This window comes from Perlucidibaca aquatica (genome assembly GCF_001676655.1).
Lineage (GTDB): Bacteria > Pseudomonadota > Gammaproteobacteria > Pseudomonadales > Moraxellaceae > Perlucidibaca > Perlucidibaca aquatica.
Genome location: NZ_LZDB01000002.1, coordinates 1,301,475 through 1,326,191 on the forward strand (window position 1 = coordinate 1,301,475; position 24,717 = coordinate 1,326,191).

Below are 24,717 nucleotides of genomic sequence, written 5' to 3' on the forward strand. Positions count from 1 at the left end.
CTTACCGATCATGTCAAACCCACTGAAATCGCAAGCCCGCAGCGACTACGCCCACTTCCTCAGCATCCCCACACGCTGGATGGACAATGACATCTACGGGCATGTCAACAACGTCAACTACTACAGTTTTTTCGACACCGCCGTGAATCGCTATTTGATTGATGCCGGTGTGCTCGATATTCACAACGGCAGTACTGTCGGCTTTGTGGTGGAAACTCAGTGCCAGTATTTCGCGCCGATTGCCTTCCCGGACACAGTCCACGCAGGCATCCGCGTGGCGCAGTTGGGCAACCGTAGCGTACGCTACGAAGTCGGTCTGTTTCGCAATGACGACTCGACGCCAGCCGCCGCCGGCCATTTCGTGCATGTCTATGTTGATCGCGCCAGCAACCAGCCGGTGACCATCCCCGACCATGCCCGTGCTGCTATGCAAGCACTGGTCCTGCCCTTGCCTGAAATGCCGGGAGCACCCTCATGAACGCCCTGATCCGCCAGCAAGCCTTTATCAACGGCGAATGGCGCGATGCCGATCACGGCGGCCGCCACGCCGTGCACAACCCGGCCACCGGCGAGCTGATTGCCGAAGTGCCCGACATGGGGGCCGACGAAACCCGCGCTGCCATCGCTGCCGCCAACGCCGCACTGCCAGCCTGGCGAGCACGACCGGCCAAGGAACGCAGCAACCTGCTGCGCAAATGGTTCGATCTGGTCATGGCCAATCAGGAGGCGCTGGCGCAACTGATGACTGCCGAACAAGGCAAGCCGCTGATGGAGGCCCGTGGCGAAGTCGCCTACGGCGCCTCCTTCATCGAATGGTTCGCCGAAGAAGGCAAGCGCGTCTATGGCGAGACGATTCCAGCGCCCAGTGCTGACCGCCGGCTCATCGTGCTGCGCCAGCCGGTCGGCGTCATCGCCGCCATCACGCCGTGGAATTTCCCGGTCGCGATGATCACGCGCAAGGTCGCGCCGGCACTGGCCGTGGGCTGCACCGCTGTGGTCAAACCCGCCGAAGCCACGCCGCTCTGCGCACTCGCGCTGGCTGCGCTGGCGCAGGAAGCCGGCATTCCCGCCGGCGTACTCAACATCGTCACCACCGCCCGCCCCGCTGCCGTCGGTGATGAGCTGACGCGCAACCCGACGGTGCGCAAACTGTCGTTTACCGGCTCCACCGGCGTCGGCAAACACCTCATGGCCGCCTGTGCCGGCACGGTGAAACGCCTGTCGCTGGAGCTCGGTGGCAACGCCCCGTTCATCGTGCTGGATGACGCCGACCTCGATGCCGCTGTGTTCGGCGCGCTCGCCTCGAAGTATCGCAACGCCGGCCAGACCTGCGTCTGCGCCAACCGCTTCCTCGTGCACAGCAGCGTCTACGATGCTTTCGCGGCAAAACTGCACGCCGCCGTCAGTGCCTTCAAAATTGGTGATGGTGCCAGCGATGGCACGCAGATCGGTCCGCTGATCAACGCAGCCGCCGTCGCCAAGGTCGAGCGTCTGGTCGATGCCACCGTCGCGGCCGGCGCCACCTGCACGCTCGGCGGCCAGCGCCATGCGCTCGGCGGCAACTTCTATGCCCCGACGATCCTGACCAATGTCAGCGCCGACATGCCCATCGCCGTCGAAGAAAGTTTCGGACCTGTAGCGCCCCTCATTCGCTTTGAAACTGACGATGACGCCGTGCGCATCGCCAATGCCGTGCCCGCGGGGCTGGCAGCCTATCTTTACGGCAATGACCTGAAGCGCGTCTGGTCAATTGCCGAGCGTCTGGAATACGGCATGGTTGGCATTAATGAGGGCATCATTTCGAATGAAATGGCTCCATTTGGCGGCATGAAAGAATCCGGGTTGGGGCGTGAAGGCTCACACCATGGCATCGATGAGTTTTTGGAAATGCAGTACCTGTGTTTGGGGGGGATGGCGACGCGCTAATGGCGCGTACCCATTCTTATTTATAGTTAAAAGCTATTGTTAATACATAAAAATCAAAATTTAAACTTTACAGCTAGCGGTCAATAATGCTTTATGACCCCCACGATCAAGGGTCATTTACACAGCAGCTCTCCTCATTTACCGGAGTAACAACATGACCGAATCTCAACAAGGAACGTCTGGCAAATGCCCTGTCAGTCACGGGGCAAATAGCCAACACAGCAACACTGTCATGGCATGGTGGCCCGAATCTCTAAACCTCGACATCCTTCATCAACAAGACGAAAAAACAAATCCGCTAAACGGCTACGACTATCGCGAAACCGTTAAAACACTGGATGTCGCTACGCTGAAACAAGACCTTACAGAATTGATGACCACTAGCCAGTCATGGTGGCCAGCTGACTGGGGCCATTACGGTGGGCTCATGATTCGTATGGCATGGCATGCGGCGGGCACGTATCGCGTCGCCGATGGTCGGGGTGGCGCAGGAACGGGAAACCAACGTTTTGCACCGCTTAACTCCTGGCCAGACAATGGCAACTTAGATAAAGCACGGCGCTTACTTTGGCCCATCAAAAAGAAGTACGGCAATCAGATTAGCTGGGCCGATCTGATCATTTTGGCGGGCAATGTGGCTTATGAGTCTATGGGCTTCAAAACCTTTGGTTTTTCGTTTGGCCGAGTCGATATTTGGCATCCTGAAAAGGACATTTACTGGGGCGCAGAAAAAAACTGGCTTGCCCCGACAGGTAGCGAAAATAGCCGTTACTCCGGGGAACGCGAACTCGAGAATCCGCTAGCCGCCGTCATGATGGGTCTTATTTATGTCAATCCAGAAGGTGTGGATGGCCAGCCGGACCCGTTAAAAACAGCTCAAGATATGCGTACAACCTTTGCCCGCATGGCGATGGATGATGAAGAAACGGTGGCGCTCACTGCAGGCGGCCACACCGTGGGTAAAGCACATGGCAACGGCAATCCCACCGAACTTGGCCCCGAGCCCGAACGCGCCAGTCTCGAAGAGCAAGGCCTAGGCTGGAATAACCAGAAGGGCCGCGGTATCGGCCGTAACACCGTCACCAGTGGTTTGGAAGGGGCTTGGACTACCAACCCAACCCAATGGGACAACGGCTACTTTAAGCTGCTCATGGGCTACGACTGGGAGCTCACGAAGAGCCCCGCTGGCGCTTGGCAATGGCAGCCCATCAACATCCGTGAAGAGGACAAGCCGGCGGATGTCGAAGACGCCTCCATCCGTCAAAACCCGATCATGACCGATGCCGATATGGCACTGAAAATGGACCCGGCCTACCGTAAAATCTCGGAGCGATTTGCCCAAGATCAGGCCTACTTCTCCGATGTCTTTGCGCGGGCTTGGTTTAAGTTAACGCATCGCGATTTAGGGCCAAAATCCCGTTACATCGGCCCGGAAGTTCCAGCAGAAGAGTTGATTTGGCAGGACCCCATTCCTCAGGGCAACCCTAGCTATGATATTTCGGCCGTGAAACGCGAAATCACTGCTGCCGGGCTGTCTATTGCCGATCGTGTCAGCACGGCATGGGATAGCGCGCGCACCTTCCGCCAGTCTGACTACCGAGGCGGCGCGAATGGCGCACGTATTCGCCTTGCACCGCAGAAGGATTGGGTCGGCAATGAGCCCGAACGCTTGGCTCGCGTTTTGAGCCACTACGAAAGCATTGCCGCCGCAACAGGCGCCAGTGTGGCGGATGTGATTGTGCTCGCCGGAAACTTGGCCATTGAAGAGGCTGCACAAGCTGGCGGCGTCAGCATCAGCGTGCCCTTCCATCCGGGCCGTGGCGATGCCAGTCAGGCCCAAACGGATGTGGAGTCCTTTGCCGTGCTTGAGCCACTCGCCGATGGCTTCCGTAACTGGCAGGAGCAACACTTTGCGGTTAAGCCTGAAGAGCTATTGCTGGATCGTGCTCAGTTAATGGGTCTTACCGCCATTGATATGACACTACTCGTCGGCGGTTTACGCGTACTGGGCACCAACCATGGCAATACAAGCCACGGGGCATTTACGGACCGTGTTGGGGTGTTGAGCAATGACTTCTTTGTCAATCTCACCGATATGCGCTTCAGCTGGAAACCTACAGGTCGCAATAGCTATGACATCGTTGATCGCGCTTCAGGCAGCGTGAAATGGACGGCAACGCGCGTTGACTTAGTCTTTGGCTCCAACTCCGTACTAAGAGCCTATGCCGAACTCTATGCCCAAGACGATAACCGCGAAAAATTCATTCAAGACTTTGTTGCTGCTTGGAGCAAAGTGATGAATGCAGACCGATACGATCTCCAATAACCCGAGAAACCCACCGCTGTGGCTAATCAGAGCCTGGTTAGTCACAGCACCACCCTCGCTTAGCTCAATACATCCCGCCTCTCTATGTAAACGAGGCACTTCACACCTCGTGCCAGCTTTGAAAAGTAAGCCATAATGCTAGCGTTCAACGCCTTAGCCGCTTAACCAACAGTTGCCTTGTCACATGGATAATATCGCCAACGCCGACCACACCCCGATGATGCAGCAATACCTGCGCATCAAGGCCGAACACCCGAACGAGCTGGTGTTCTACCGCATGGGCGACTTCTATGAGTTGTTTTTTGATGATGCTAAGAAAGCATCCCGCCTGCTCGATATCACGCTGACCCAGCGCGGTCGCTCTGCGGGCGAGCCCATTGCGATGGCCGGTATCCCGTATCACGCCGCAGAAAACTACATTGGTCGCCTGATCCGTCAGGGTGAGTCCGTCGTCATCTGTGAGCAAGTCGGCGAGCCCGGCGCGCAGAAAGGCCCCATGGAGCGCCAAGTCGCCCGAGTGGTCACACCGGGCACGGTCAGCGATGAAGCCTTTCTCGAAGAGCGTCGCGATACCTTGCTGGGTGCCGTCTGCAGCTTGAAAGGAAGCTGGGGGCTAGCCACTCTGGACATGGCCAGCGGTCGCTTCCGTGTGCAGGAACTCAACAGCATTGAGTTGCTGCAAGCCGAACTGGCACGACTCAGCCCTGCCGAATTGCTCTATCCCGAAGATGCGCCTTGGAAGAGCCAAATCAGTGACTGTCGCGGCTTGCGCGCACGCATGCCTTGGCACTTTGAGCATGAGTCAGCGTATCGCCAGCTCTGCCAGCAATTTGCTGTGCATGACCTGCAAGGCTACGGCTGTGAGCTCCTGCCAGCGGCCATCACAGCCGCCGGCGCACTGCTTGGTTATGCTCGCGAAACCCAACGCTCTGCGCTGCCTCACCTGCGCGGCCTCAGCGTAGAAAATGCCCGCGATACCTTGCAGATGGATGCCGCCACGCGCCGTAACCTGGAGCTGACACAAAACCTGCAAGGTGAAAATCAGGCGACGCTGGCTGCCGTCATTGACCAAACGCGCTCGCCCATGGGCAGCCGCTTGCTAAGGCGCTGGTTACACCAACCTATCCGCCAGCGCGACACCCTGCGTGCTCGACAGCAAGCGATCAGCGAATTGCTCGATCTTCAAGCCTGGGATGAGCTCGGTGACTGGCTCGCCAACGTCGGCGATGGCGAACGCATTCTCGCGCGAATTGCCTTGCGCACCGCGCGCCCGCGCGATTTGGCTCGTCTCCGCGACCTCTTGGCACTACTGCCGGCCATCAGCGGCTGGTTGCTGCCGCAAGAATCGCAGCGCTTACGCGAGCTACGGACGGCAATTCGACCTTTCCCTGCGTTGGCGGATACCCTGCGCCGCGCGCTGGTTGAAGCGCCGCCGGTGGTCTTGCGTGAAGGCGGCGTACTCGCCGACGGCTTCGATGCCGAACTCGATGAACTGCGTGGCATCAGCACCCACGCTGGCGACTACTTGATTGCGCTAGAAACTCAAGAGCGCGAGCGCTCGGGCATCGCTGGCTTAAAAATCGGCTACAACCGTGTTAGTGGTTACTACTTCGAGCTGTCACGCGCGCAGGCCGAACAAGCACCCGCACATTTCATTCGCCGCCAAACCTTGAAAAATGCTGAGCGTTACATCACGCCCGAACTGAAAGCTTTCGAAGACAAGGCACTGTCGGCCTCTGCTCGAGCGCTCGCCCGCGAAAAGCTGCTGTATGAAACCTTGCTCGACACCATCGTAGATGAGCTGCAAGCGCTGCAAGCCCTTTGCGAAGCACTGGCCGAACTGGACGTGCTGTGCTGCCTAGCGGAGCGCGCCCATAGCCTGAATTGGGTTTGCCCTGAGCTCAGTGAAACGCACGGACTCGCCATCCAGGCTGGTCGCCATCCGGTGGTCGAGCGCATGTTGACGACGCCGTTCACCGCCAATGACCTCACGCTGGCACCGAATCAACGTATGCAAGTCATTACTGGCCCCAACATGGGCGGTAAATCTACCTACATGCGTCAAACCGCACTGATCGTCTTGCTGGCTCATATCGGCAGCTTTGTACCCGCCAGTGCCGCCGTCATCGGCCCCATTGATCGCATCTTCACCCGTATCGGTTCTTCGGATGACTTAGCCTCTGGCCGCTCCACCTTTATGGTTGAGATGACTGAAGCCGCTAACATCTTGCACAACGCCACCCCAGACAGCTTAGTCATCATGGACGAGATCGGTCGGGGCACCAGCACCTTTGACGGTTTGTCGCTAGCCTGGGCCGCAGCCGAATTTCTGGCCAGCGAGCGCCGCTCGCTGACCTTGTTTGCAACACACTACTTCGAGCTTACCGCGCTAGCCGATCAGCTCGATGGCGTCATCAATGTGCATTTGTCTGCGGCCGAACATGATGGTCATGTGGTCTTTCTGCACAGCGTCAGGCCAGGGCCCGCTAGTCAGAGTTATGGCTTGCAGGTGGCGCAGCTCGCGGGCATACCAAATCCTGTTATTCAGGCCGCTCGTCACAAGTTGCAGCAACTTGAGTTCCAAAGCGCGGCGATGAAAGGTGCACAGCCTTCGAGTCAGCCCGAAAGCCCTGCCCCCATGGTTGCGGCAAGCCTGCAGCCAGACCTCTTCGCCACACGCTTTCCCAGCGATGTGGAGCTACGTTTGCGCGATGTAGACCCCGATGGTCTGACCCCGCGTGAGGCTCACGAATTGATTTATGCATTGAAACAGCTGCTCTAAGCCTCGCGCTCAATTGCCAGCGTGAGGCGCGGGCAGTAAACTTGCCGCCATTAAAATGCGCCCAGAGGCTTAAGACATGGCATTTGTCGTTACTGAAAACTGCATTAAGTGCAAATACCAAGACTGCGTAGAAGTCTGCCCTGTCGACTGCTTCTACGAAGGCCCTAACTTTTTGGTGATTCACCCAGACGAGTGCATCGATTGCGCGTTGTGCGAACCCGAATGCCCAGCCAATGCGATTTTCTCGGAAGATGAAGTCCCTGCGGACCAAAAGCAGTTCATTAAGCTCAATGCCGAACTCGCCGAAATCTGGCCAAACATCACTGAAATTGGTGAGCGCCCAGCCGATGGTAAAGAGTGGGATGGCAAGCCAGGCAAGTTCGCGCTACTTGAGCGTTAATGATTATCAGCTTTAGCCCACACTAAAACTGAAATCTGTTAAAAACAAAAAAGAGCCCTAAGGCTCTTTTTTGTTTTATCGTCTCAACGATTAAATGGGTCTGCACCAACCATCCTAGTATTCCTTGGCGCTACAGCTTCCCTAGCCAACGACCGCAAACCTAGACTCCTCCTTGAGTCAGCCCATCCACTGGCTGTCCTACATGCTAAAGAGTTTTTCAACTCCTCCCTGCACACCCAGCCAGCTTGGCCGAGCCTACTCATGAGCTGCTCACATCCTGTGTGCGGCTCTCCTTGAGTTGAGTGAGCTTAGCGAAATTGAGGCACGGCTCAAGCGCAATAATTCGCTCAATAAATACACAAAAGAAACAAAAGATATGATTAACAGATACATAGAAGAGGAGTACGGAGTGCGCCCGTGAGATTTTCAGGAAAAGCTGACAGCCAATGTAGGACTAGGACTACACGCCAAGCTGCAGCTCGGCGTCAATCGCAGGTAAAAAAAAGGGGAACACAGCCTGTGTCCCCCTTAAAAACGCGATAAGCACGCTACCATTCATTCAACCTAAGAATGCGATGTGTACATTCATAGGATGAGAATAAGAGTTTATTTGCGCTTTAAAATATGACAGTTGTTGGATAATTGTGGTGTTTTGTAACTGGCGCCAATTAGATACGTTTTTTGGGCCAGCGCATGATGAAAGCAGCGCCACCGAGGTCAGCACTTTTCGATACGTGAATATCGCCCGCAAACCAAAATACGATTCGATTCACAATCGACAAACCCAAACCATAGCCCCCTGTGCTTCGCGTACGGCTATCGTCTAAACGGGTGAATGGCTCAAACACACGGCTACGCTGATCTTCCGGAATGCCTGGACCATCATCCTCAACCAGCAACACCGCGCTATCTCCGTCCAGACGACACGTCACCCGCACTACACTGTCGGCATAACGCAGCGCATTGCCCACCAAGTTCTGAATCACTCGATGCATATACCGCGGCACGGCGTCCACCACTAAGGTGTCCGGCACCATCACTTCCAATCGAGCCGGCTTCCGCAGGGCCTCCGTTTCGCGCTGAATACGCTGCATCAGAGCGACCATGTCCACTGGCTCAAAAGCAAGGTCAGGCGTGCCCTTTTCGAGGTTGGCATAGGTCAGAATCTCGTCAATTAACTGATTTAGCTGAGCAACGTCTTCATCTAAGCGCTCCAACTGCTCGTAGCGGTCTTCAATGTCATTGCTTTCAGCCAACATTTCCATACCAAAACGAAGGCGTGCCAGCGGTGTTCGCAACTCATGCGAAACCGCCTGAGTCAATTCGCGCTGGGCATCCAATAGTCGTTGTATATGGCCCGCCATTTGGTTCAGTGTAAGACCTAGACGGCTAATTTCGTCGCTGCCTTCCATTTCCACACGTGCCGACAAGTCCCCTTCACGAATGCGTGCTAGCGTGGCCTCAATGGTCTGAATACGCAGTTCGAATATGTGAATAAGCCCGTAGGAAGCCAGTGTAATCAGCAACAGCGCCAGCACCGACGCCATAATGATCAATGACACCGGGATGGCTTCAAACAGCTCCATTGGGCCTAGGCGTAATAGTTTTCCGGGCGTGGTCTGACTCGGCGCATACACCGTAATGGCGGACCGTCCCGAAGCGGTAAGCTCCTTAAAACGCACCACGATTTCATCTTGACGCAAGCGACGCTGCTGCTCGCTATCTAAACCGGCTTCATCAAACGGCACCAAGCTCATGGGAAAGCCGATATAGGGTGCCATCGTGCGCAAACGCACATCTTCCTGCTCGGGATAGTTCGAAAGGTCTTCGAGATAGAAAATGGCGGCAGCGCGGGCTTGTTTTTCGCCAATACCCGCCAACTCGGACTCTAGGTAAACCGCAGGCCCAGGCCTCGGCACCTTAATCCATATTTGATTGCGATTATCATCAACAGGATGAGCAATCGCTAAGCCGCGCTTAATGCGCTCTTGCTCATGCTCGGTCGGCTTAAATGGCAGCTGGCTGATTAAGCGCAGGGGCGTACCCAATAGGGCCTCAGCATCCTGCAGCCACAAGGGAATACTGTCTTCACTTTGGCGGGCCACAGCGATGGCTGTGATGTGGTAGAGCGCGGTGGCCATACCCTCGGTATAGCGTTGGGCGCGCTCATTATTGATGTAAGTCAGTGCGCCATAAGAGGCCAAACCTACCACCACAATGACCAACAGCATGCCACCGTAGATCGTGGCGAAAATGCTGTTGGGCTTAAAGCGACGCCACATCCTCAGACGGTGCCGCTATCTTTCACAAACAAATAACCCTTGCTACGGACGGTCTTAATCATGCGAGGGCTATCGGGGTCATCGCCAATTTTGGGGCGAATTCGCGAGATACGCACATCAATAGAACGGTCTTGGCCATCATATTCAATGCCGCGCAACTGCGTGAAAATGTCTTCGCGTGACAGGATACGGCCTGCGTTGGAGGCCAGCAGCCAAAGCAAGTCGTACTCAGCGCTCGTGAATTCAACCAACTCTTCTTTCAATGCAACCGAACGTGCGCCGTTATCAATAACCAACTCGCCGAATACCAAGCGCTGGTTGCCCGTTTCCGGCTTATCGTTACGACGCAACTGGGCACGAATTCTGGCCAGCAAAACACGGGGCTGAACGGGCTTAGGCACATAATCGTCTGCACCCATCTCTAAACCCAAGACTTGATCCATGTCGTCGGTTCGAGCCGTGAGCATGATGATGGGACGCGAGTAATGACTGCGCACTTCACGACAGACCGTGAGGCCATCAGCGCCTGGCAACATCAAATCCAGCACAACTAAATCGGGCTGCTCGTCGGTAATGCGTCGAATGGCACGCAGGCCATCGCCTTCAATGCTCACTTCCAGACCGTTACGAATCAGATACTCCTGAGTCAACTCGGCCAAGCGCTGGTCATCTTCAACAATCAAAATACGATGTGGGGCTTCATGTGATGACATTCAGCTAACTCCTTTTCACCCAGTAGTTGTTATGAAACTTATTATTAGTTGCACATGTAAGTCATGCTAAATGCGTACGAATTTTGTTGTGACTATACGGCATGACTGCACGCGACCCAAGCCATCATCAGCACTGACACATAACACTACATCTTGTGGTTTACCGCAAGCCAACACAAAAGCGTCCAATGTTCACGCTTATCTACTCTCTATGACCAACAAAGGCACAACTTACTCACAGAGTTATCCACAGAACGCCTTTGACTAATCCGCTATATGGTGGCTACACACCTATAGCAACCACTATATCTTGCGTTGACCTAAAAAAAATAGTGGACAAGCTAACGCGGTTCGTCCGATCATGCGTCGTGGAAATAAGCCCTGTAAGAAGCTAAAACCACGCGTGATTCGTGCCAAAAATACAACGAATCAGAACAAAGAACACACAATATCTAGGGTCTGGCATTGCTGCCAACCCAGAATCGATAACTCGATCTTCTGTTACGAAGATCACTCATTTGTGTCGAGGACTCTCATGCAAGCCGACATTTTTGCCGAAACACCTGCTGCAAACGCCCATTCGGCCACCCCCAATACGCTTGGCCAGAACGCCACAGCGCCGGGCCAACTACGCGTCATCAAACGTAATGGCACCGTGGTGGGCTACGACGACAGCAAAATTGCGCTTGCTATTAGCAAAGCCTTTTTAGCGCATGAAGGCAGTGCCGCCGCGAGCTCGAGCCGCATTCATGAAACGGTCGCGCAACTCACCACACTGGTGAGCTCCACGTTCAAGCGCCGTATGCCTACCGGTGGCATGGTTCACATTGAAGAAATTCAAGACCAGGTAGAACTGGCACTCATGCGCTCCGGCGAACAGAAAATTGCGCGTGCTTACGTCTTGTATCGTGATGAGCGTTCGCGTGCGCGTGACGTGTTGGCGCCTAATAACGTCAGACATCACCCCACGCTACATGTGCTAAAGGCAGATGGCAGCCGTGAGCTGCTGGATCTGGGTCGCTTAGAAGCGCTGGTGAGCAATGCCTGCGAAGGCCTCAGTGGCGTGGAGTCGTCCGCCATTGTCGAAGACACCCTACGCAACCTCTTCGATGGTGCTCGCGAAGCCGACATCAACAATGTGCTGGTGATGTGCGCTCGCGTCATGATTGAGCAAGAGCCCAACTACACCTACGTGACTGCACGCTTGCTCATGGATCACCTGCGCGCTGAAGGACTGTCCTTTATGGGTATTGCCGAGTCGGCCACCCAAGGTGAGATGACCCAGTACTACCCACAAGCCCTACCCGTATACATCCAGCGCGGCATTGAGCTGGAACTGCTGGATCCGGCATTGGCCAGCTACGATATGGCCCGTCTGGGTGCTGCGTTAAAGCCTGAGCGCGACTTCCAGTTCACCTACCTTGGCCTGCAAACGCTGTACGATCGTTACTTCTTGCATAGCAATGACGTGCGCTTCGAACTGCCACAAATTTTCTTTATGCGTGTGGCCATGGGTCTCGCCCTGCGTGAGTCCGGCGACCGCGAAGCTCATGTCATCGAGTTCTACGACTTGATGTCGAGCTTCGACTACATGGCGTCTACACCCACACTGTTTAACGCGGGTACTTTGCGCCCACAGCTGTCGTCTTGCTACCTGACCACCGTTCCCGATGACCTCCATGGCATCTACGGCGCTATTCAAGACAACGCTATGCTCTCGAAGTGGGCTGGCGGCCTCGGCAACGACTGGACCCCCGTGCGTGCGCTCGGCGCCTACATTAAAGGCACCAACGGCAAATCACAGGGTGTAGTGCCTTTCCTTAAGGTCGCCAACGACACGGCAGTTGCCGTGAACCAAGGCGGCAAGCGCAAGGGCGCGGTCTGCGCCTATCTGGAAACTTGGCATCTCGATATCGAAGAGTTCGTCGAACTGCGTAAGAACACCGGCGATGACCGTCGCCGTACGCACGACATGAACACCGCCAACTGGGTTCCCGATCTGTTTATGAAGCGCGTCTTCGACAACGGCACGTGGACATTGTTCTCACCGTCCGACGTACCGGACCTGCACGATCTGTACGGCAAGGCCTTTGAGCAGCGCTACAGCGAATACGAGCAGATGTGCGACAACGGCCAAATGCGTTTGTACAAGCGCATTCAAGCGCAAGACTTGTGGCGCAAAATGCTGTCCATGCTGTTCGAAACTGGCCATCCTTGGATCACCTTCAAAGATGTGTGCAACCTGCGCTCACCACAGCAGCATGTTGGCGTTGTGCACTCGTCGAACCTGTGTACTGAAATCACGCTGAACACCAACAAAGACGAAATTGCCGTCTGTAACTTGGGCTCGGTGAACCTGGTCAATCACATCTCCGCCGATGGCCTAGATCAGATCAAGCTGCGTCGTACCGTGCGTACAGCAGTACGCATGCTCGACAATGTGATCGACATTAACTACTACGCCGTAGAAGCGGCACGTACCTCGAACCTGCGTCACCGCCCGGTCGGCCTGGGCATCATGGGCTTCCAAGACGCGTTGTACGCACAGAAGATTGCCTACGCCAGCAACGATGCCGTGACTTTCGCGGATCGCTCCATGGAAGCCATTAGCTACTACGCCATTGAAGCTTCCTGCGAGTTAGCTGCTGAGCGTGGTCGCTACTCGACCTTTGAAGGCTCGTTGTGGAGCCGTGGCATTCTGCCCATCGACTCACTGTGGGCGATTGCCGAACACCGTGGCGCTCAATATGTGGAAGTGGACTTCAGCCAGACACTGGATTGGGCAACGCTGCGTGAGCAGGTGAAGACCGTCGGCATGCGCAACTCCAACGTCATGGCGATTGCGCCGACCGCCACGATCTCGAACATCTGCGGCGTATCGCAGTCAATCGAGCCGACCTACCAGAACCTGTATGTGAAATCGAACCTGTCGGGCGAGTTCACCGTGGTCAACCCCTACCTCGTGCATGAGCTTAAAGCACGCGGCCTCTGGGATGCTGTCATGGTCAACGACCTCAAGTACTACGAAGGCTCGGTACAGAAGCTCGATCGTATCCCTGCCGACATGAAGGCGATTTACGCCACCGCGTTTGAAATTGAACCGCGCTGGTTAGTGGATGCCGGTTCGCGTCGCCAGAAGTGGATCGATCAGGCCCAGTCGCTGAACCTGTACTTGGCGGAAGCCTCAGGCAAAAAGCTCGACATCACCTATCGCATGGCGTGGTACCGCGGCCTGAAAACCACGTATTACCTCCGCGCCATTGGTGCCACCGCGTCCGAGAAATCGACGGTTTCGGATGGCGCGCTGAACGCCGTGAAAGCACAAATTGAAGAAATGGTTGAAGCCGCGCCAATTCCACTGGCTTGTTCAATCGACAACCCGGACTGCGAAGCCTGTCAATAAGCGTAGTCTTAGAGGAGTTAAAACATGATTAGCTGGGATGATTTTAATGCGGACGAAAAGCCCACTACGAAAGCACAAACTACGCCGGCAGGAACTGCGCAAGCAGCTGCGCGCGTCACAGTTGCGCCGGCACCAGCAATGGCACCTGCTCAACCAGCCGCAGCAGAACCTGCCCTTCGTGGACTTGAGGCACCTGCTGCCATCGTCACTGCGGCAATCCAACGAGTAGAGGCTGACGCCCGCGTAGCCGAAGAAGGCTCGGCTCATGAGCGTGCAGCGGCAGCACTCGCGGTGCTGGATGCCACGCCTGGCCTGGAAGACCTAGGCATGGGTGCTGGCCGTATCAGTGTTGACGACAAGCGCATGATCAACTGCCGCTCCGACCTCAACCAGCTGGTGCCGTTCAAATACGAATGGGCTTGGCAGAAGTACCTCGACGGCTGCGCCAACCACTGGATGCCACAGGAAGTGAACATGTCGAAAGACGTGTCCATGTGGAAGTCCAACGATGGCCAGCTGACCGAAGATGAACGCCTGATCGTCATGCGCTCGCTGGGCTTCTTCTCCACCGCCGACTCGCTGGTGGCGAACAATCTGGTGCTGGCGATCTATCGTCTCATCACCAATCCAGAGTGCCGTCAGTACATTCTGCGTCAGGCATTTGAAGAGGCAATTCACACCCATGCCTACCAGTACTGCATCCAGTCGCTGGGCATTGATGAAGGTGAAGTCTTCAACATGTACCGCGAAGTGCCCAGTGTCGCGCGCAAGGCAGCTTGGGGTCTGAAGTACACTCAGAGCTTGAGCGACCCGACCTTTAACACGGGCACCGTGGAGGACGACCAGCGCTTGCTGCGCAACCTCGTGGCTTTTTATTGCGTACTTGAAGGCACGTTCTTCTACTGCGGCTTTACCCAGATCTTGTCCATGGGGCGTCGCAACAAGATGACCGGCGTCGCCGAGCAGTTCCAGTACATCCTGCGCGATGAGTCCATGCACGTGAACTTCGGCATCGATGTCATTAACCAGATCAAGATTGAAAACCCGCAGCTGTGGACCAAGGCCTTCCAGCTCGAAGTCACACAGATGATCTTGGAAGGGACTCAGCTGGAAGTTGAATATGCGCGTGACACCATGCCACGCGGCGTACTCGGCATGAACGCGGCGATGATGGAAGAATATCTGCAGTACATTGCTAACCGTCGTTTGGTGCAATTGGGCTTGCCAGAACAGTTCCCGGGCGTAAAGAATCCCTTCCCGTGGATGTCTGAAATTATGGACCTCCGCAAGGAAAAGAATTTCTTCGAAACCCGCGTCACCGAGTATCAAACGGGTGGCGCTCTGGCCTGGTAATTGTCATGAATAAACGCGTGTTGGGGTTGCTGGGACTTATGGGGCTGGTGGTTGTCGGCTCCTTCGCTTGGCATCGCCAACACGCGCTTCCGCAAGAAGCCGCTAACCAGGGTACGGCGGCAGCGAAAGCGTTGCCGGTTAGTGCCGACACACTGGCGCTAGAACTAGAGTCCATTGAGGCGATCAAAGCCGATAATGCTGACTTGGAGGAGCGTATCGAAGCTCTGCGCCTGCAACAGGCCGATGCCGACAAACTCATCGCACTAAAAGCCGCTCGTCTGGAGTCGCTGGAAAAACCGCCTCAAAAGCCCTAAATTTCAGATCGGTCAAAGACTTAGGTCGCTTGCTGCGCCAAGGACATACGTGTGTTTCGACTCTTCCTGTGTTTCACACTGCTTTTACCGCCTTTGGCGCATGCCACGACGCTCATCAATCCTAAAACATGTCAGCGAATAGCCACGGGCCCAGGGCCTGACGATATGACGCTGCAAGCCACGGCGACCCCGAGAATTATTTTCTCCAGTCACGACCGTCGGAACTTTCGCAGTCATGGCAACCTCTATGCCCTTGCGCTAAATAGCGACAAACCCCTGCTTTTGCAGCGCTCACAAGAGCCTGAAAGTTTTATTCTGCGACCCCATGGGCTAGATCTCATCCAACGCAACGGACGCTGGTGGTTGTATGTCATTAACCACGATAAGGATCTGTTCAGTGATCGCCATACCTTGGTCATTTATGAACTCGTCGGCGACACCCTCATTTTCCAAGAGTTACTCCGTAGCCCCTTGCTGTCTGCACCGAATGATGTGGCCGTGGCAGACAACGGCGACGTCTATGTCACCAATGAGCGCGAAGATGGCTCCAGCATTGCCGAACTGATCTTTCTGCAACGCAAGGGCTATGTGGCGGTCTATCGTCCGAACATAGGATGGCGTGTCGCTGCCGACGATTTTGCTGTCGCCAATGGCATTCTCATTCAAGGCAATACCGTGTGGATCACCCAGACGTTAGGGGAAGGCCTTCGTCGCTATCAGCGCGCGCCAGATGGTCGCCTCGTGCAACAAACATCCTTGGGCAATTTATCCCTGCTCGATAGCATTAACCTGGCCGACAACGCTCACTTTATTGTGCCCTCCTACCCGTCTCTGCCCAGTGTGCTTTTGCACTGGCAGTTGCCTGGCCAACGCTCCCCCACCAAGGTCTATGACGTAGACCCAGAGACCGGTCGCGGCAGCCTGTTATTTGCCGATGATGGTTCCACCATCAGCGCTGTCAGCGCTGCCCTGCCTGTGAAAAACCAACTGTTCCTGAGCCAACTATTCGACAGCTTTATTTTACGCTGCCCAATGACGCCCTAACGCATCGCCGGTACAGGCCGAAAACCCGCCACAGGCAAAGTTTGCTACTGGGCGAGTGACCCAAATCGCCATGACTCTCGTCAGATTTCCCATAAAACATACTGATGAGTATGTTATGTTCGGGTCATCAGAATGACTGCTAGGTATGACCCATGCTCTCTCACGGCCGCATGCACGACACTCGTGCCAATCACACTCGCCCTTCTCACCTTTTATTGATGGCGACGCTCATAGCATCCAGCGTATTTTTTATGACCGGCTGCAGCAACGAGGTAACGCCAGTGGCAGCACCCGCCCAACCGGTACGTGTTGTGGTCGTAGGTCATGACAGCAGCGCCCATACCGACGTTGCAACAGGCTTGGTTGGCAGCCAAGAAGAGTTTCGTCTCGGCTTTAAAACGGGCGGCTTGATTAGCCGTATGCTGGTAGAAGCTGGCGATAGCGTGAAAGCGGGTCAGACGCTAGCCACGCTAGATACCACCGAGCTTGATGCGCAAGTTCGCCAAATCAGTGAAAGCTTGAGTAAAGCCAAGCGCGATGCTGTCCGCGCTGAAACGCTTTTCAAGCAAGGCGTGTTGGCAGAACAAGCGGCTCAAGATGCACGCACGCAAGTTGCCATGATGGAGTCCAATTTAAGTGCTGCTCGCTTCAATCGTCAGCAGGCCGTCATTGTTGCGCCAGCCAATGGCGTGGTGCTGCAGCGTCTCGCCGAAGCGCGTGAAGTGACCGCACCCGGTACGCCAGTGATGGTCGTGAGTCGTGCCGATCAAGGCTGGGTGCTGCGTGTTGGGCTAAATGATCAAGCCGCAACACGCGTCAACGTGGGAGATGGCGCCCTAGTCCGCATCAATGCCTATCCGGGCCAATCCTTCAATAGTCGTGTGAAAGAGGTTGGGGCAGCCACTGACCCTCGCACCGGCACGATTACCGTGACTTTGGCACTCCCTTCGATTGCAGGCGTTAAGTTCATTGCTGGCCAAGTCGGAGAAGCCCAACTGTTATCGTCGAAAAGCTCGGGGCAGCAGCTCACTGTGCCACTCGGCGCCGTGCTTGAAGGGCAAGATAAAAAAGCCAAGGTCTACATTGTGGATGCGCAAAATAAGGCTCAACAGAACATCATCGACGTGGGTGCCATTCAAGATGATCGCGTGATCGTCACCGCGGGCTTAAAAGCCGGGCAGCGGGTCGTTAGCGAAGGTGCAGCCTGGCTGAATCCCGGCATGCCTGTTCGCGTCTTACGGTAATCGGAGCCGAACATGCGTTTAACCGCCTTCTCCGTACGTAACTTCCAATTCACACTGGTGATGTTCGCGCTGCTCATGGCGCTGGGTTGGCATACCTGGAATAACATCCCACGTGGCGAAGACCCCACGTTTGCCATCCCCGTGGTCACCATTGTGGCGGTCTATCCCGGTGCCGACCCGGCCGACATGGAAAAGCTCGTTGCTGACCCGATTGAAGATGCCATCAATCGTATTGATGACATTAAGAATATTTGGAGTGATAGCGAGAACGGGCTAGCCGTGGTGCGCGTCGAATTCGATTGGAGCAAAGACGCCGAAAAGAAGTACGACGAAGCCCTCCGTGAAATCAATGCGGTACGCAGCAGTCTACCTGCTGACTTAAAGTCACTGCAGGTGATGAAGGCCAGCCCTGGCCTAGTGAATATTTTGCAGATGGCCTTGATCGGCCCGAATGGTTCGCCACGGGAAATGCGCGAGATCGCTGAAAATCTGCAAGATCGCTTAGAGCAGGTTAAGGGCGTGCGTGACGTGGAAGTTTGGGGTCTGCCTAATGCCGAGGTTCAAGTCGCCCTAGATTTGAGCAAGCTGGCGCAGTACCAAGTGCCGGTCAGCCGCGTTGCTCAGATTTTACAAAGTGAAAATCGCAATATTCCCGGTGGCGCCATTGAGGCCGGTAGTCGTCGCTTCAATATTCGTACGACCGGTAGTTACACATCGCTCAGTGAAATCGCCGACACCGTGATCGCCAGCAATGGCGGCCGAATTTTGCGTTTGAAAGATGTGGCCAGCGTGAGCTGGGATTACGCCGAAGAAACCCATCGAACGCGATATCAGGGTCAGCAAGCACTGTTCATTACGGCCAGCCAAAAAGATAACCAGAACATCTTTGTGGTGCGAGACGCGCTGATTAAGGAAGTCGATAGCTTTCGAGAAAAACTGTCGCCCAACTACCGCTTAGAGGTCGGTTTCGACCAATCGAAAAATGTCCACAATCGCTTAGGCCGCCTTGCTGCTGACTTCATCATTGCTATTGGTCTGGTGCTCATCACGCTACTCCCCCTAGGGCTGCGCGCTGCCGGCGTAGTCATGGTGTCTATCCCGCTGTCGCTGGCGATGGGCATGTCCATGCTCTACTTTGCGGGTTTCTCGCTCAACCAGCTCTCTATTGCAGGCTTTGTTTTAGCCTTGGGCTTGTTGGTGGACGACTCCATTGTCGTCGTCGAAAACATCGCCCGCTTTATGCGCCAAGGCTATAGCCGCACACAGGCCGCCATCAAAGCCACGAATCAAATTTATCTGGCGGTGTTGGGCTGTACAGCCACCTTGCTGTTTGCCTTTTTACCGCTGTTTTTCCTGCCCGAAGGCGCGGGTAAATTTATTCGATCTTTGCCCGCTGCCGTGTCGTTTACGGTACTGGCCTCATTTTTCGTTTCGCTAACCATCATTCCATTTCTTGCCAGTCGCTGGCTTTCGCCGGAAGAGCACCCTGAGGGCAATAAACTGCTGCAAGCGGTCATGCGCGGGATTCATACGGTGTATCGCCCCCTACTGGGCTGGGCCTTATCGCACCCGCGAAAGACCTTAGGGATGGCTTTTGCAGGCTTTCTCGCGACGCTGCTTTTAGCTCCGCAGCTTGGCATGAGCCTGTTCCCGAACGCCGATGTACCGCAGCTGCGCATCTCCGTGGAGGCGCCTGATGGCACCAGCTTGGAGCGCACAGATGAAGCCGTTAAGTACGTTGAGCAGTATTTGCTCAAGCAACCGGAGGTGGAGTCGGTCTTTGCCAACGCAGGTCGGGGCAATCCACGCATTTTCTACAATGTGTTTCCGCGTGAAACGCGCGCCAATATTGGCGATGTCTTTGTCATTTTGAAGCAGTATGACCCCGATACCACACCCGACTTCTATGTGCGCCTCAGACGTGAGTTAAGCAATTACCCAGATGCTCGTATCATCGTTAAACCGTTTGAAAACGGCCCGCCAATTGACGCACCGATTGCCATTCGCTTAATTGGCCCCAGCATCGAAGAGTTACGCAGCTTAGCGTTGACGGTGGAAAAACAGCTCAATGCCCTACCCGGCACACGCGACGTGGTTAACCCCGTTCGCTTGTTACGCACAGACATTGATCTGGGCATCGACACCACCAAAGCCTCACTGTATGGCATTAGCTCACAAGACATTGACCGTACCGTCCGTTTGGCGATTGCCGGCGAGAGCATAGGCAAGTTTCAGGAAGACGACGGCGATGAGTTTGACATCACCTTACGCCTACCTTTGGAGGACGGGCATGCGCGCCTGAGTAACCTAGACAAGGTCTATGTAAACACACCCAGTGGTGCAGCCATTCCACTGAGTCAGCTCACACAACCGACCTTCGTGGCAGCGCCTAACTCCATTCCACGCTACCAACGCCAGCGTGCCGTCACCGTCACCTCTTATGTGAAAGACGGTTTCAACACGGAAAAGGTCACGAATGAGCTTGTCAAAGAATTGGAGAAGCTCGAATGGAAGGCAGGCTATAGCTATAAAGTAGCCGGCCAAGTAGAAGCACGCCAGGAGAGCTTCGGCGGAATTGAGACCGCCGCCTTGGTCGCTGTATTTGGCATCTTGGCCGTGCTGATTCTCGAGTTTGGCAACTTCAAAAGCACTGCGATTGTGGCCGGCGTCATCCCATTAGGGGTCATGGGTGGCTTAGTCGCGCTGTATTTGGCCGGACTGTCAGTTTCCTTCACCGCCATGATTGGCTTTATTGCCTTGATCGGCATTGAAATTAAAAACTCAATCTTGCTCGTCGACTTTACTAACCAACTTCGAGAGGAAGGACGAACATTGATGGAGGCAATCCAAGAGGCTGGAGAAATCCGCTTCCTGCCTATTTTGCTAACCTCCATGACAGCCATTGGCGGCCTAATGCCCTTAGCACTCCAGGGCTCTCCCCTCTATGCACCACTGGCCTGGGTCATTATTGGCGGCCTCATTTCATCCACCTTCTTGGCTCGCCTCGTCACACCCGTCATGTATTTATTGATGGCCCCACCCGTTGTTAACCGTAAAGGTAACGGCGACTAAACTCACGCCATCCCGATCGCCCCGCCGCTATACTGCGCGGGTCGATCGGAGCCCGCTCACCATGAATACCTCAGCACCCCACATCCCCTCCCCCCCAATGCCATCCGAGGACGATTACGATCGCCGTTTCGCCGGTGTTGGCAGAGTCTACGGTGATGCTGCGCTCCAGCGATTTGCAGAAAGCCATGCCGTGGTGGTTGGTCTTGGCGGCGTTGGCTCTTGGGTGGTTGAGGCCTTAGCGCGCAGCGCTATCGGCCAGCTGACCTTAGTCGATCTGGATGTTGTGGTGGCCTCTAATGTGAATCGCCAACTGCAGGCCACCAGCGAGCACTTTGGGCGTGGCAAAGCGGAAGTTCTGGCCGAACGCGCACGCAGTATCAATCCCCGACTTCATGCACGCATCGTGGATGACTTTCTCACCCGCGAAAACGCGCCCGACATACTCACGCCACAGCCTGACCTTATTTTTGACTGCTGCGATGATGCTAAAGCCAAGCTCACACTGGCTCTGCATGCGCGGCGACATCGTAATGTGCTGATAGTTTGCGGCGCAGCAGGTGGCAAAATGGACCCCACACGCTTAAGCGTTGAAGACCTCTCCCGCACCGAGCAAGACCCTCTACTCGCACGGCTGCGTAAGCGCCTGCGCAAACATCATGGCTACCCCGAAGAGCCGGGCAAGTCGTTTGGCATTACCTGTATTTATTCCGATGAGCCCATCACAGAGCCCGCTGCAGGAGTCTGCGATAACGCCGGGCTGAATTGCGCGGGTTATGGATCACTGGTGACGGTTACTGCCAGCATGGGCTTGCTCGCGGTTAGTACGGGCTTGAAGTTGTTGTTGCGGAGAAGCAAGAGAACTTAGTGTCATCAAGTTTAATGTACGAGCCTACCCATAAAAAATGCCGGCATGAGCCGGCATTTTCTTGATCACAGTAGCAGCCCTTAGTGGCCGCCACCGGTCACGCCTTTCACCATATCTTCCAAGACTTTCTTAGCGTCGCCAAAGACCATCATGGTCTTGTCGAGGTAGAACAAGTCATTGTCCAGACCGGCATAGCCGGTTGCCATCGAACGCTTAATCACCATGACGGTACGTGCACGGTGCGCTTCCAGAATCGGCATGCCGTAAATTGGCGACGCGGGATTGTCTTTAGCGGCGGGGTTAACCACGTCGTTAGCGCCAATCACCAACACCACATCGGTCGATGCGAAGTCACTGTTGATTTCGTCCATTTCACAGACGTCTTCATAAGGCACATCGGCTTCAGCCAAAAGCACGTTCATGTGGCCTGGCATACGACCCGCAACGGGGTGGATGGCATAACGCACATTAACGCCTTTTTCCTTCAGTACGGTTGCCAGTTCTTTCACGGCATTTTGGGCACGCGCTTGTGCCAAACCGTAGCCAGGTACGATGACAACCGAGTCGGCATTAGACATCAAGAAGGCAGCGTCGTCGGCCGAGCCGGAGCGGTGAGTTTTCTCGGTGCCATCACCTGCATCAACCGCAGCGCCTGCGCCAGCGCCGAAGCCGCCAAAGAGCACGTTCAGCAAGGAACGATTCATGGCATTACACATGACGTAGGACAGAATGGCGCCCGAAGAGCCGACCAGTGAACCGGCGATGATCAGCATCGGGTTGTTCAGTGTGAAACCGATACCAGCCGCAGCCCAACCCGAGAACGAGTTCAGCAGCGAAACCACCACTGGCATGTCGCCACCACCGATCGGGGCAATCCAGATAAAGCCGAAAGCCAGCGCCAAGGCTGTCATCGCGTAGAAGGCATTGAGGTCTTCGGAGACGAAGTAGACCGAACCAAAACCAATCATGCTCAGGAACAACGTGGCTTGCAGTGGTTTTACCCAAGCGCCGCTGACCGACTTGGCCCATTTCTTGGCGGCCAGCTTGCCGTATGCAAAGACCGACGCTGTGAAGGTGATAGCACCCACAAAGCAGCCCACAAAAAGTTCAAAGCGATGCAAGGCATCGTGGTGAACGCCTTCGTGCAGGACCGCAGCCACAGCGATACAAACTGCTGACAGACCGACCAGCGAGTGCATCATCGCAACGGTTTCTGGCATTTGCGTCATGGGCACGGTGCGAGCACGATGCAAGCCAATCACAGCACCGGCAATCATGGCGCCAATGATGAGGCCGAGCACAGGATTCGGAGCCAAGAAGAACGTGGTCAGAATGGCCAGCGTCATGCCGATCATGCCGTAACGGTTACCCATAATGGCTGTCTTTGGACCAGACAGGCCACGCAGGGTCAGAATAAACAGTACAGAGCCGACGAGGTAAAACCAATCAGCGTATTGTGCAAAAGCAGTCATTCGAGTCGCTCCTTACTTCTTCTTTTTCTTGAACATATCAAGCATGCGTTCGGTCACGGCAAAGCCACCGAAGATGTTGATACTGGCCAAGAAAACGGCGAAAGCGCCCAAGAGGCTGGTAGGTGTAATGGTTTGCAGCGCGGCGGGATCGCTGCCACTGGCAACGGTTTGCAGCATGGCGCCGACAATGATGATGCCCGACAGCGCATTGGTCACGGCCATCAGCGGCGTGTGCAAGGCGGGTGTGACGCCCCAGACCACGTAGTAACCCACGTAGATGGCCAGGATGAAAACCGTGAATGTGCTGACAAAAGGCACACTGGTGGCGTGTTCGGCGATTTGCTGAACCTGCTCGATGTTGACGATGTCTTGCATGACGAAACTCCTGATCAGTTCGGCTTCTTGTAGATGAGTGTGCCGGCATCGACGATCAGCGTCGGCCTCACCATGTCATCTTCGCGATTGAGCACAATTTCACTGGTTTCCTTGTTATGCATGGGCGCAAGGAAGTTCAGCAGGTTGCGCGAGTAAAGCGCCGAGGCTTCAGTCGCCACGAGAGCCGGAATATTGCCGATGCCGACGATGCGTGCACCATTTTCGGTGATCACGATTTCATCCAGCTTGGAGCCTTCGACGTTGCCGCCTGAGCTCACTGCCATATCGATGATGACCGAGCCCGGCTTCATCTTGGCGACAGTTTCAGCCTTGACTAGCACCGGTGCCTTGCGACCCGGAATCTGAGCCGTGGTGATGACAATGTTGGCGTTGGAAACGGCCTTGTCGACCACCGCAGCCTGATCGCGGATGTATTCAGGCGATGGCTGCCAGGCGTAACCGCCAGTGCCGAGGGCTTTCGCCTTCTCTTCATCGGACATCGGCACATCCAGCCAGCGACCGCCGAGCGATTCGACCTGCTCTTTGGCAGCTGGACGCAAATCGGACGCTTCAACCACAGCACCCAGGCGCTTGCCGGTAGCGATGGCCTGCAGACCGGCAACACCGACACCCAGCACAACAATACGCGCCGGCTTAATGGTGCCGGCAGCGGTCATCATCATCGGGAACAGACCGGCATACTCGTTAGCACCGAGCAAAACGGCCTTGTAGCCGGCCAGGTTGGCCTGCGACGACAAGATATCGGAGCTCTGGGCACGCGTGATCCGCGGAATCAGTTCCATCGCTACGCAGGTCAGACCGCGCGCAACATAGGCATCCAGGTTGTCGTTCTGATGCGGCGCAAACGCCGCCAGTACCGTGGCACCTTGCTTGATCAATGCGGTTTCGTCCGCACTGGGAGCCGCCACTTTCAGAATGATGTCGGTATTCAGTGCTTCGGCGGCGGTAGCGACCACTTTGGCACCAGCAGCCTCATAGGCCGCATTGGTGCAGCTCGATGCCAGGCCGGCACCACTTTGCACGAGTACTTCACAGCCCATGGCTGCAAACTTCTTCACGGTCTCTGGTGTTGCAGCGACACGCGTCTCGCCAGCCAGAGTTTCCGCGGGGATACCAATCTGCATG

At 55.5% G+C, this 24,717-nt stretch carries 17 protein-coding genes; 12 read left to right on the top strand and 5 right to left on the bottom strand.

Annotated features, from left to right (window positions below):
- Positions 1-10 precede the first annotated feature (10 nt).
- The 5 genes from A8710_RS09880 to fdxA all read left to right on the top strand — a co-directional run bounded on the left by A8710_RS09880 (position 11) and on the right by fdxA (position 7,434).
- Positions 11-478: an acyl-CoA thioesterase gene (locus tag A8710_RS09880; RefSeq protein WP_068860107.1), complete on the top strand. Its 468-nt coding sequence runs from the start codon at positions 11-13 to the stop codon at positions 476-478.
- Entirely contained in the window at positions 475-1,926 is a 1,452-nt protein-coding gene (locus A8710_RS09885; protein WP_068860109.1) for an NAD-dependent succinate-semialdehyde dehydrogenase, read from the top strand. Before A8710_RS09880 ends, A8710_RS09885 begins: the two co-directional genes overlap by 4 nt.
- A gap of 154 nt (positions 1,927-2,080) precedes the next feature.
- Complete coding sequence (katG, locus tag A8710_RS09890; protein ID WP_068860111.1) at positions 2,081-4,252, top strand: catalase/peroxidase HPI; 2,172 nt, start codon at positions 2,081-2,083, stop codon at positions 4,250-4,252.
- A 184-nt stretch (positions 4,253-4,436) separates the two neighbouring features.
- Positions 4,437-7,034: a DNA mismatch repair protein MutS gene (gene mutS / locus A8710_RS09895; protein WP_068860112.1), complete on the top strand. Its 2,598-nt coding sequence runs from the start codon at positions 4,437-4,439 to the stop codon at positions 7,032-7,034.
- Between the two features lie 76 nt (positions 7,035-7,110).
- Positions 7,111-7,434 (top strand): ferredoxin FdxA, encoded by a 324-nt coding sequence (fdxA, locus tag A8710_RS09900; RefSeq protein WP_068860113.1) that lies wholly within the window; start codon positions 7,111-7,113, stop codon positions 7,432-7,434.
- Between the two features lie 668 nt (positions 7,435-8,102).
- On the opposite strand, the gene A8710_RS09905 is transcribed toward fdxA, so the two are convergent.
- Positions 8,103-9,716 (bottom strand): ATP-binding protein, encoded by a 1,614-nt coding sequence (locus A8710_RS09905; RefSeq protein WP_068860114.1) that lies wholly within the window; start codon positions 9,714-9,716, stop codon positions 8,103-8,105.
- A gap of 2 nt (positions 9,717-9,718) precedes the next feature.
- On the bottom strand, positions 9,719-10,429 hold the full coding sequence (locus A8710_RS09910) for a response regulator (RefSeq protein ID WP_068860116.1): 711 nt from the start codon (positions 10,427-10,429) through the stop codon (positions 9,719-9,721).
- 535 nt (positions 10,430-10,964) lie between these two features.
- On the opposite strand from A8710_RS09910, the gene A8710_RS09915 reads away from it, so the two are divergent.
- From A8710_RS09915 to A8710_RS09945, 7 genes are all read left to right on the top strand, one after another.
- Complete coding sequence (locus A8710_RS09915) at positions 10,965-13,832, top strand: ribonucleoside-diphosphate reductase subunit alpha (protein WP_068860118.1); 2,868 nt, start codon at positions 10,965-10,967, stop codon at positions 13,830-13,832.
- Between the two features lie 24 nt (positions 13,833-13,856).
- A complete protein-coding gene (locus A8710_RS09920; protein WP_068860120.1) occupies positions 13,857-15,185 on the top strand; it encodes a ribonucleotide-diphosphate reductase subunit beta in 1,329 nt (442 codons plus the stop codon).
- A gap of 5 nt (positions 15,186-15,190) precedes the next feature.
- Positions 15,191-15,499, top strand: a complete 309-nt coding sequence (locus A8710_RS09925) for a hypothetical protein (protein WP_157686388.1) — start codon at positions 15,191-15,193, stop codon at positions 15,497-15,499.
- A 165-nt stretch (positions 15,500-15,664) separates the two neighbouring features.
- Entirely contained in the window at positions 15,665-16,543 is an 879-nt protein-coding gene (locus A8710_RS09930) for an SMP-30/gluconolactonase/LRE family protein (RefSeq protein ID WP_157686390.1), read from the top strand.
- A gap of 281 nt (positions 16,544-16,824) precedes the next feature.
- Positions 16,825-17,787 (top strand): efflux RND transporter periplasmic adaptor subunit, encoded by a 963-nt coding sequence (locus tag A8710_RS09935; RefSeq protein WP_157686392.1) that lies wholly within the window; start codon positions 16,825-16,827, stop codon positions 17,785-17,787.
- Positions 17,788-17,799: 12 nt separating this feature from the next.
- A complete protein-coding gene (locus A8710_RS09940; protein WP_068860129.1) occupies positions 17,800-20,859 on the top strand; it encodes an efflux RND transporter permease subunit in 3,060 nt (1,019 codons plus the stop codon).
- Positions 20,860-20,920: 61 nt separating this feature from the next.
- Positions 20,921-21,724 (top strand): tRNA threonylcarbamoyladenosine dehydratase, encoded by an 804-nt coding sequence (locus tag A8710_RS09945; protein WP_227513011.1) that lies wholly within the window; start codon positions 20,921-20,923, stop codon positions 21,722-21,724.
- An 80-nt stretch (positions 21,725-21,804) separates the two neighbouring features.
- Here A8710_RS09945 and A8710_RS09950 read toward each other — a convergent pair whose 3' ends face one another.
- From A8710_RS09950 to A8710_RS09960, 3 genes are read right to left on the bottom strand one after another with little or no spacing between them, the layout of a single operon-like run.
- The gene (locus A8710_RS09950; protein ID WP_068860133.1) at positions 21,805-23,196 is read right to left on the bottom strand and encodes an NAD(P)(+) transhydrogenase (Re/Si-specific) subunit beta; all 1,392 of its coding nucleotides are present in this window, start codon (positions 23,194-23,196) and stop codon (positions 21,805-21,807) included.
- Between the two features lie 12 nt (positions 23,197-23,208).
- Positions 23,209-23,571 carry a proton-translocating transhydrogenase family protein gene (locus A8710_RS09955; RefSeq protein WP_082968788.1) on the bottom strand — a complete coding sequence of 121 codons (363 nt, stop codon included), beginning with the start codon at positions 23,569-23,571 and terminating at the stop codon, positions 23,209-23,211.
- A gap of 14 nt (positions 23,572-23,585) precedes the next feature.
- Positions 23,586-24,716: a Re/Si-specific NAD(P)(+) transhydrogenase subunit alpha gene (locus tag A8710_RS09960; protein ID WP_068860135.1), complete on the bottom strand. Its 1,131-nt coding sequence runs from the start codon at positions 24,714-24,716 to the stop codon at positions 23,586-23,588.
- Position 24,717: the final 1 nt, after the last annotated feature.

Excerpts from the sequence above, each read along its gene's own strand:
- katG (WP_068860111.1), top strand. The coding sequence starts at position 2,081 with ATGACCGAATCTCAACAAGGAACGTCTGGCAAATGCCCTGTCAGTCAC.
- A8710_RS09915 (WP_068860118.1), top strand. The coding sequence starts at position 10,965 with ATGCAAGCCGACATTTTTGCCGAAACACCTGCTGCAAACGCCCATTCG.
- A8710_RS09955 (WP_082968788.1), bottom strand. The coding sequence starts at position 23,571 with ATGCAAGACATCGTCAACATCGAGCAGGTTCAGCAAATCGCCGAACAC.
- A8710_RS09930 (WP_157686390.1), top strand. The coding sequence starts at position 15,665 with ATGACGCTGCAAGCCACGGCGACCCCGAGAATTATTTTCTCCAGTCAC.
- A8710_RS09925 (WP_157686388.1), top strand. The coding sequence starts at position 15,191 with ATGAATAAACGCGTGTTGGGGTTGCTGGGACTTATGGGGCTGGTGGTT.
- A8710_RS09880 (WP_068860107.1), top strand. The coding sequence starts at position 11 with ATGTCAAACCCACTGAAATCGCAAGCCCGCAGCGACTACGCCCACTTC.
- A8710_RS09940 (WP_068860129.1), top strand. The coding sequence starts at position 17,800 with ATGCGTTTAACCGCCTTCTCCGTACGTAACTTCCAATTCACACTGGTG.
- A8710_RS09885 (WP_068860109.1), top strand. The coding sequence starts at position 475 with ATGAACGCCCTGATCCGCCAGCAAGCCTTTATCAACGGCGAATGGCGC.
- A8710_RS09910 (WP_068860116.1), bottom strand. The coding sequence starts at position 10,429 with ATGTCATCACATGAAGCCCCACATCGTATTTTGATTGTTGAAGATGAC.
- A8710_RS09905 (WP_068860114.1), bottom strand. The coding sequence starts at position 9,716 with ATGTGGCGTCGCTTTAAGCCCAACAGCATTTTCGCCACGATCTACGGT.
- A8710_RS09920 (WP_068860120.1), top strand. The coding sequence starts at position 13,857 with ATGATTAGCTGGGATGATTTTAATGCGGACGAAAAGCCCACTACGAAA.
- A8710_RS09960 (WP_068860135.1), bottom strand. The coding sequence starts at position 24,716 with ATGCAGATTGGTATCCCCGCGGAAACTCTGGCTGGCGAGACGCGTGTC.
- mutS (WP_068860112.1), top strand. The coding sequence starts at position 4,437 with ATGGATAATATCGCCAACGCCGACCACACCCCGATGATGCAGCAATAC.
- A8710_RS09950 (WP_068860133.1), bottom strand. The coding sequence starts at position 23,196 with ATGACTGCTTTTGCACAATACGCTGATTGGTTTTACCTCGTCGGCTCT.
- A8710_RS09945 (WP_227513011.1), top strand. The coding sequence starts at position 20,921 with ATGAATACCTCAGCACCCCACATCCCCTCCCCCCCAATGCCATCCGAG.
- fdxA (WP_068860113.1), top strand. The coding sequence starts at position 7,111 with ATGGCATTTGTCGTTACTGAAAACTGCATTAAGTGCAAATACCAAGAC.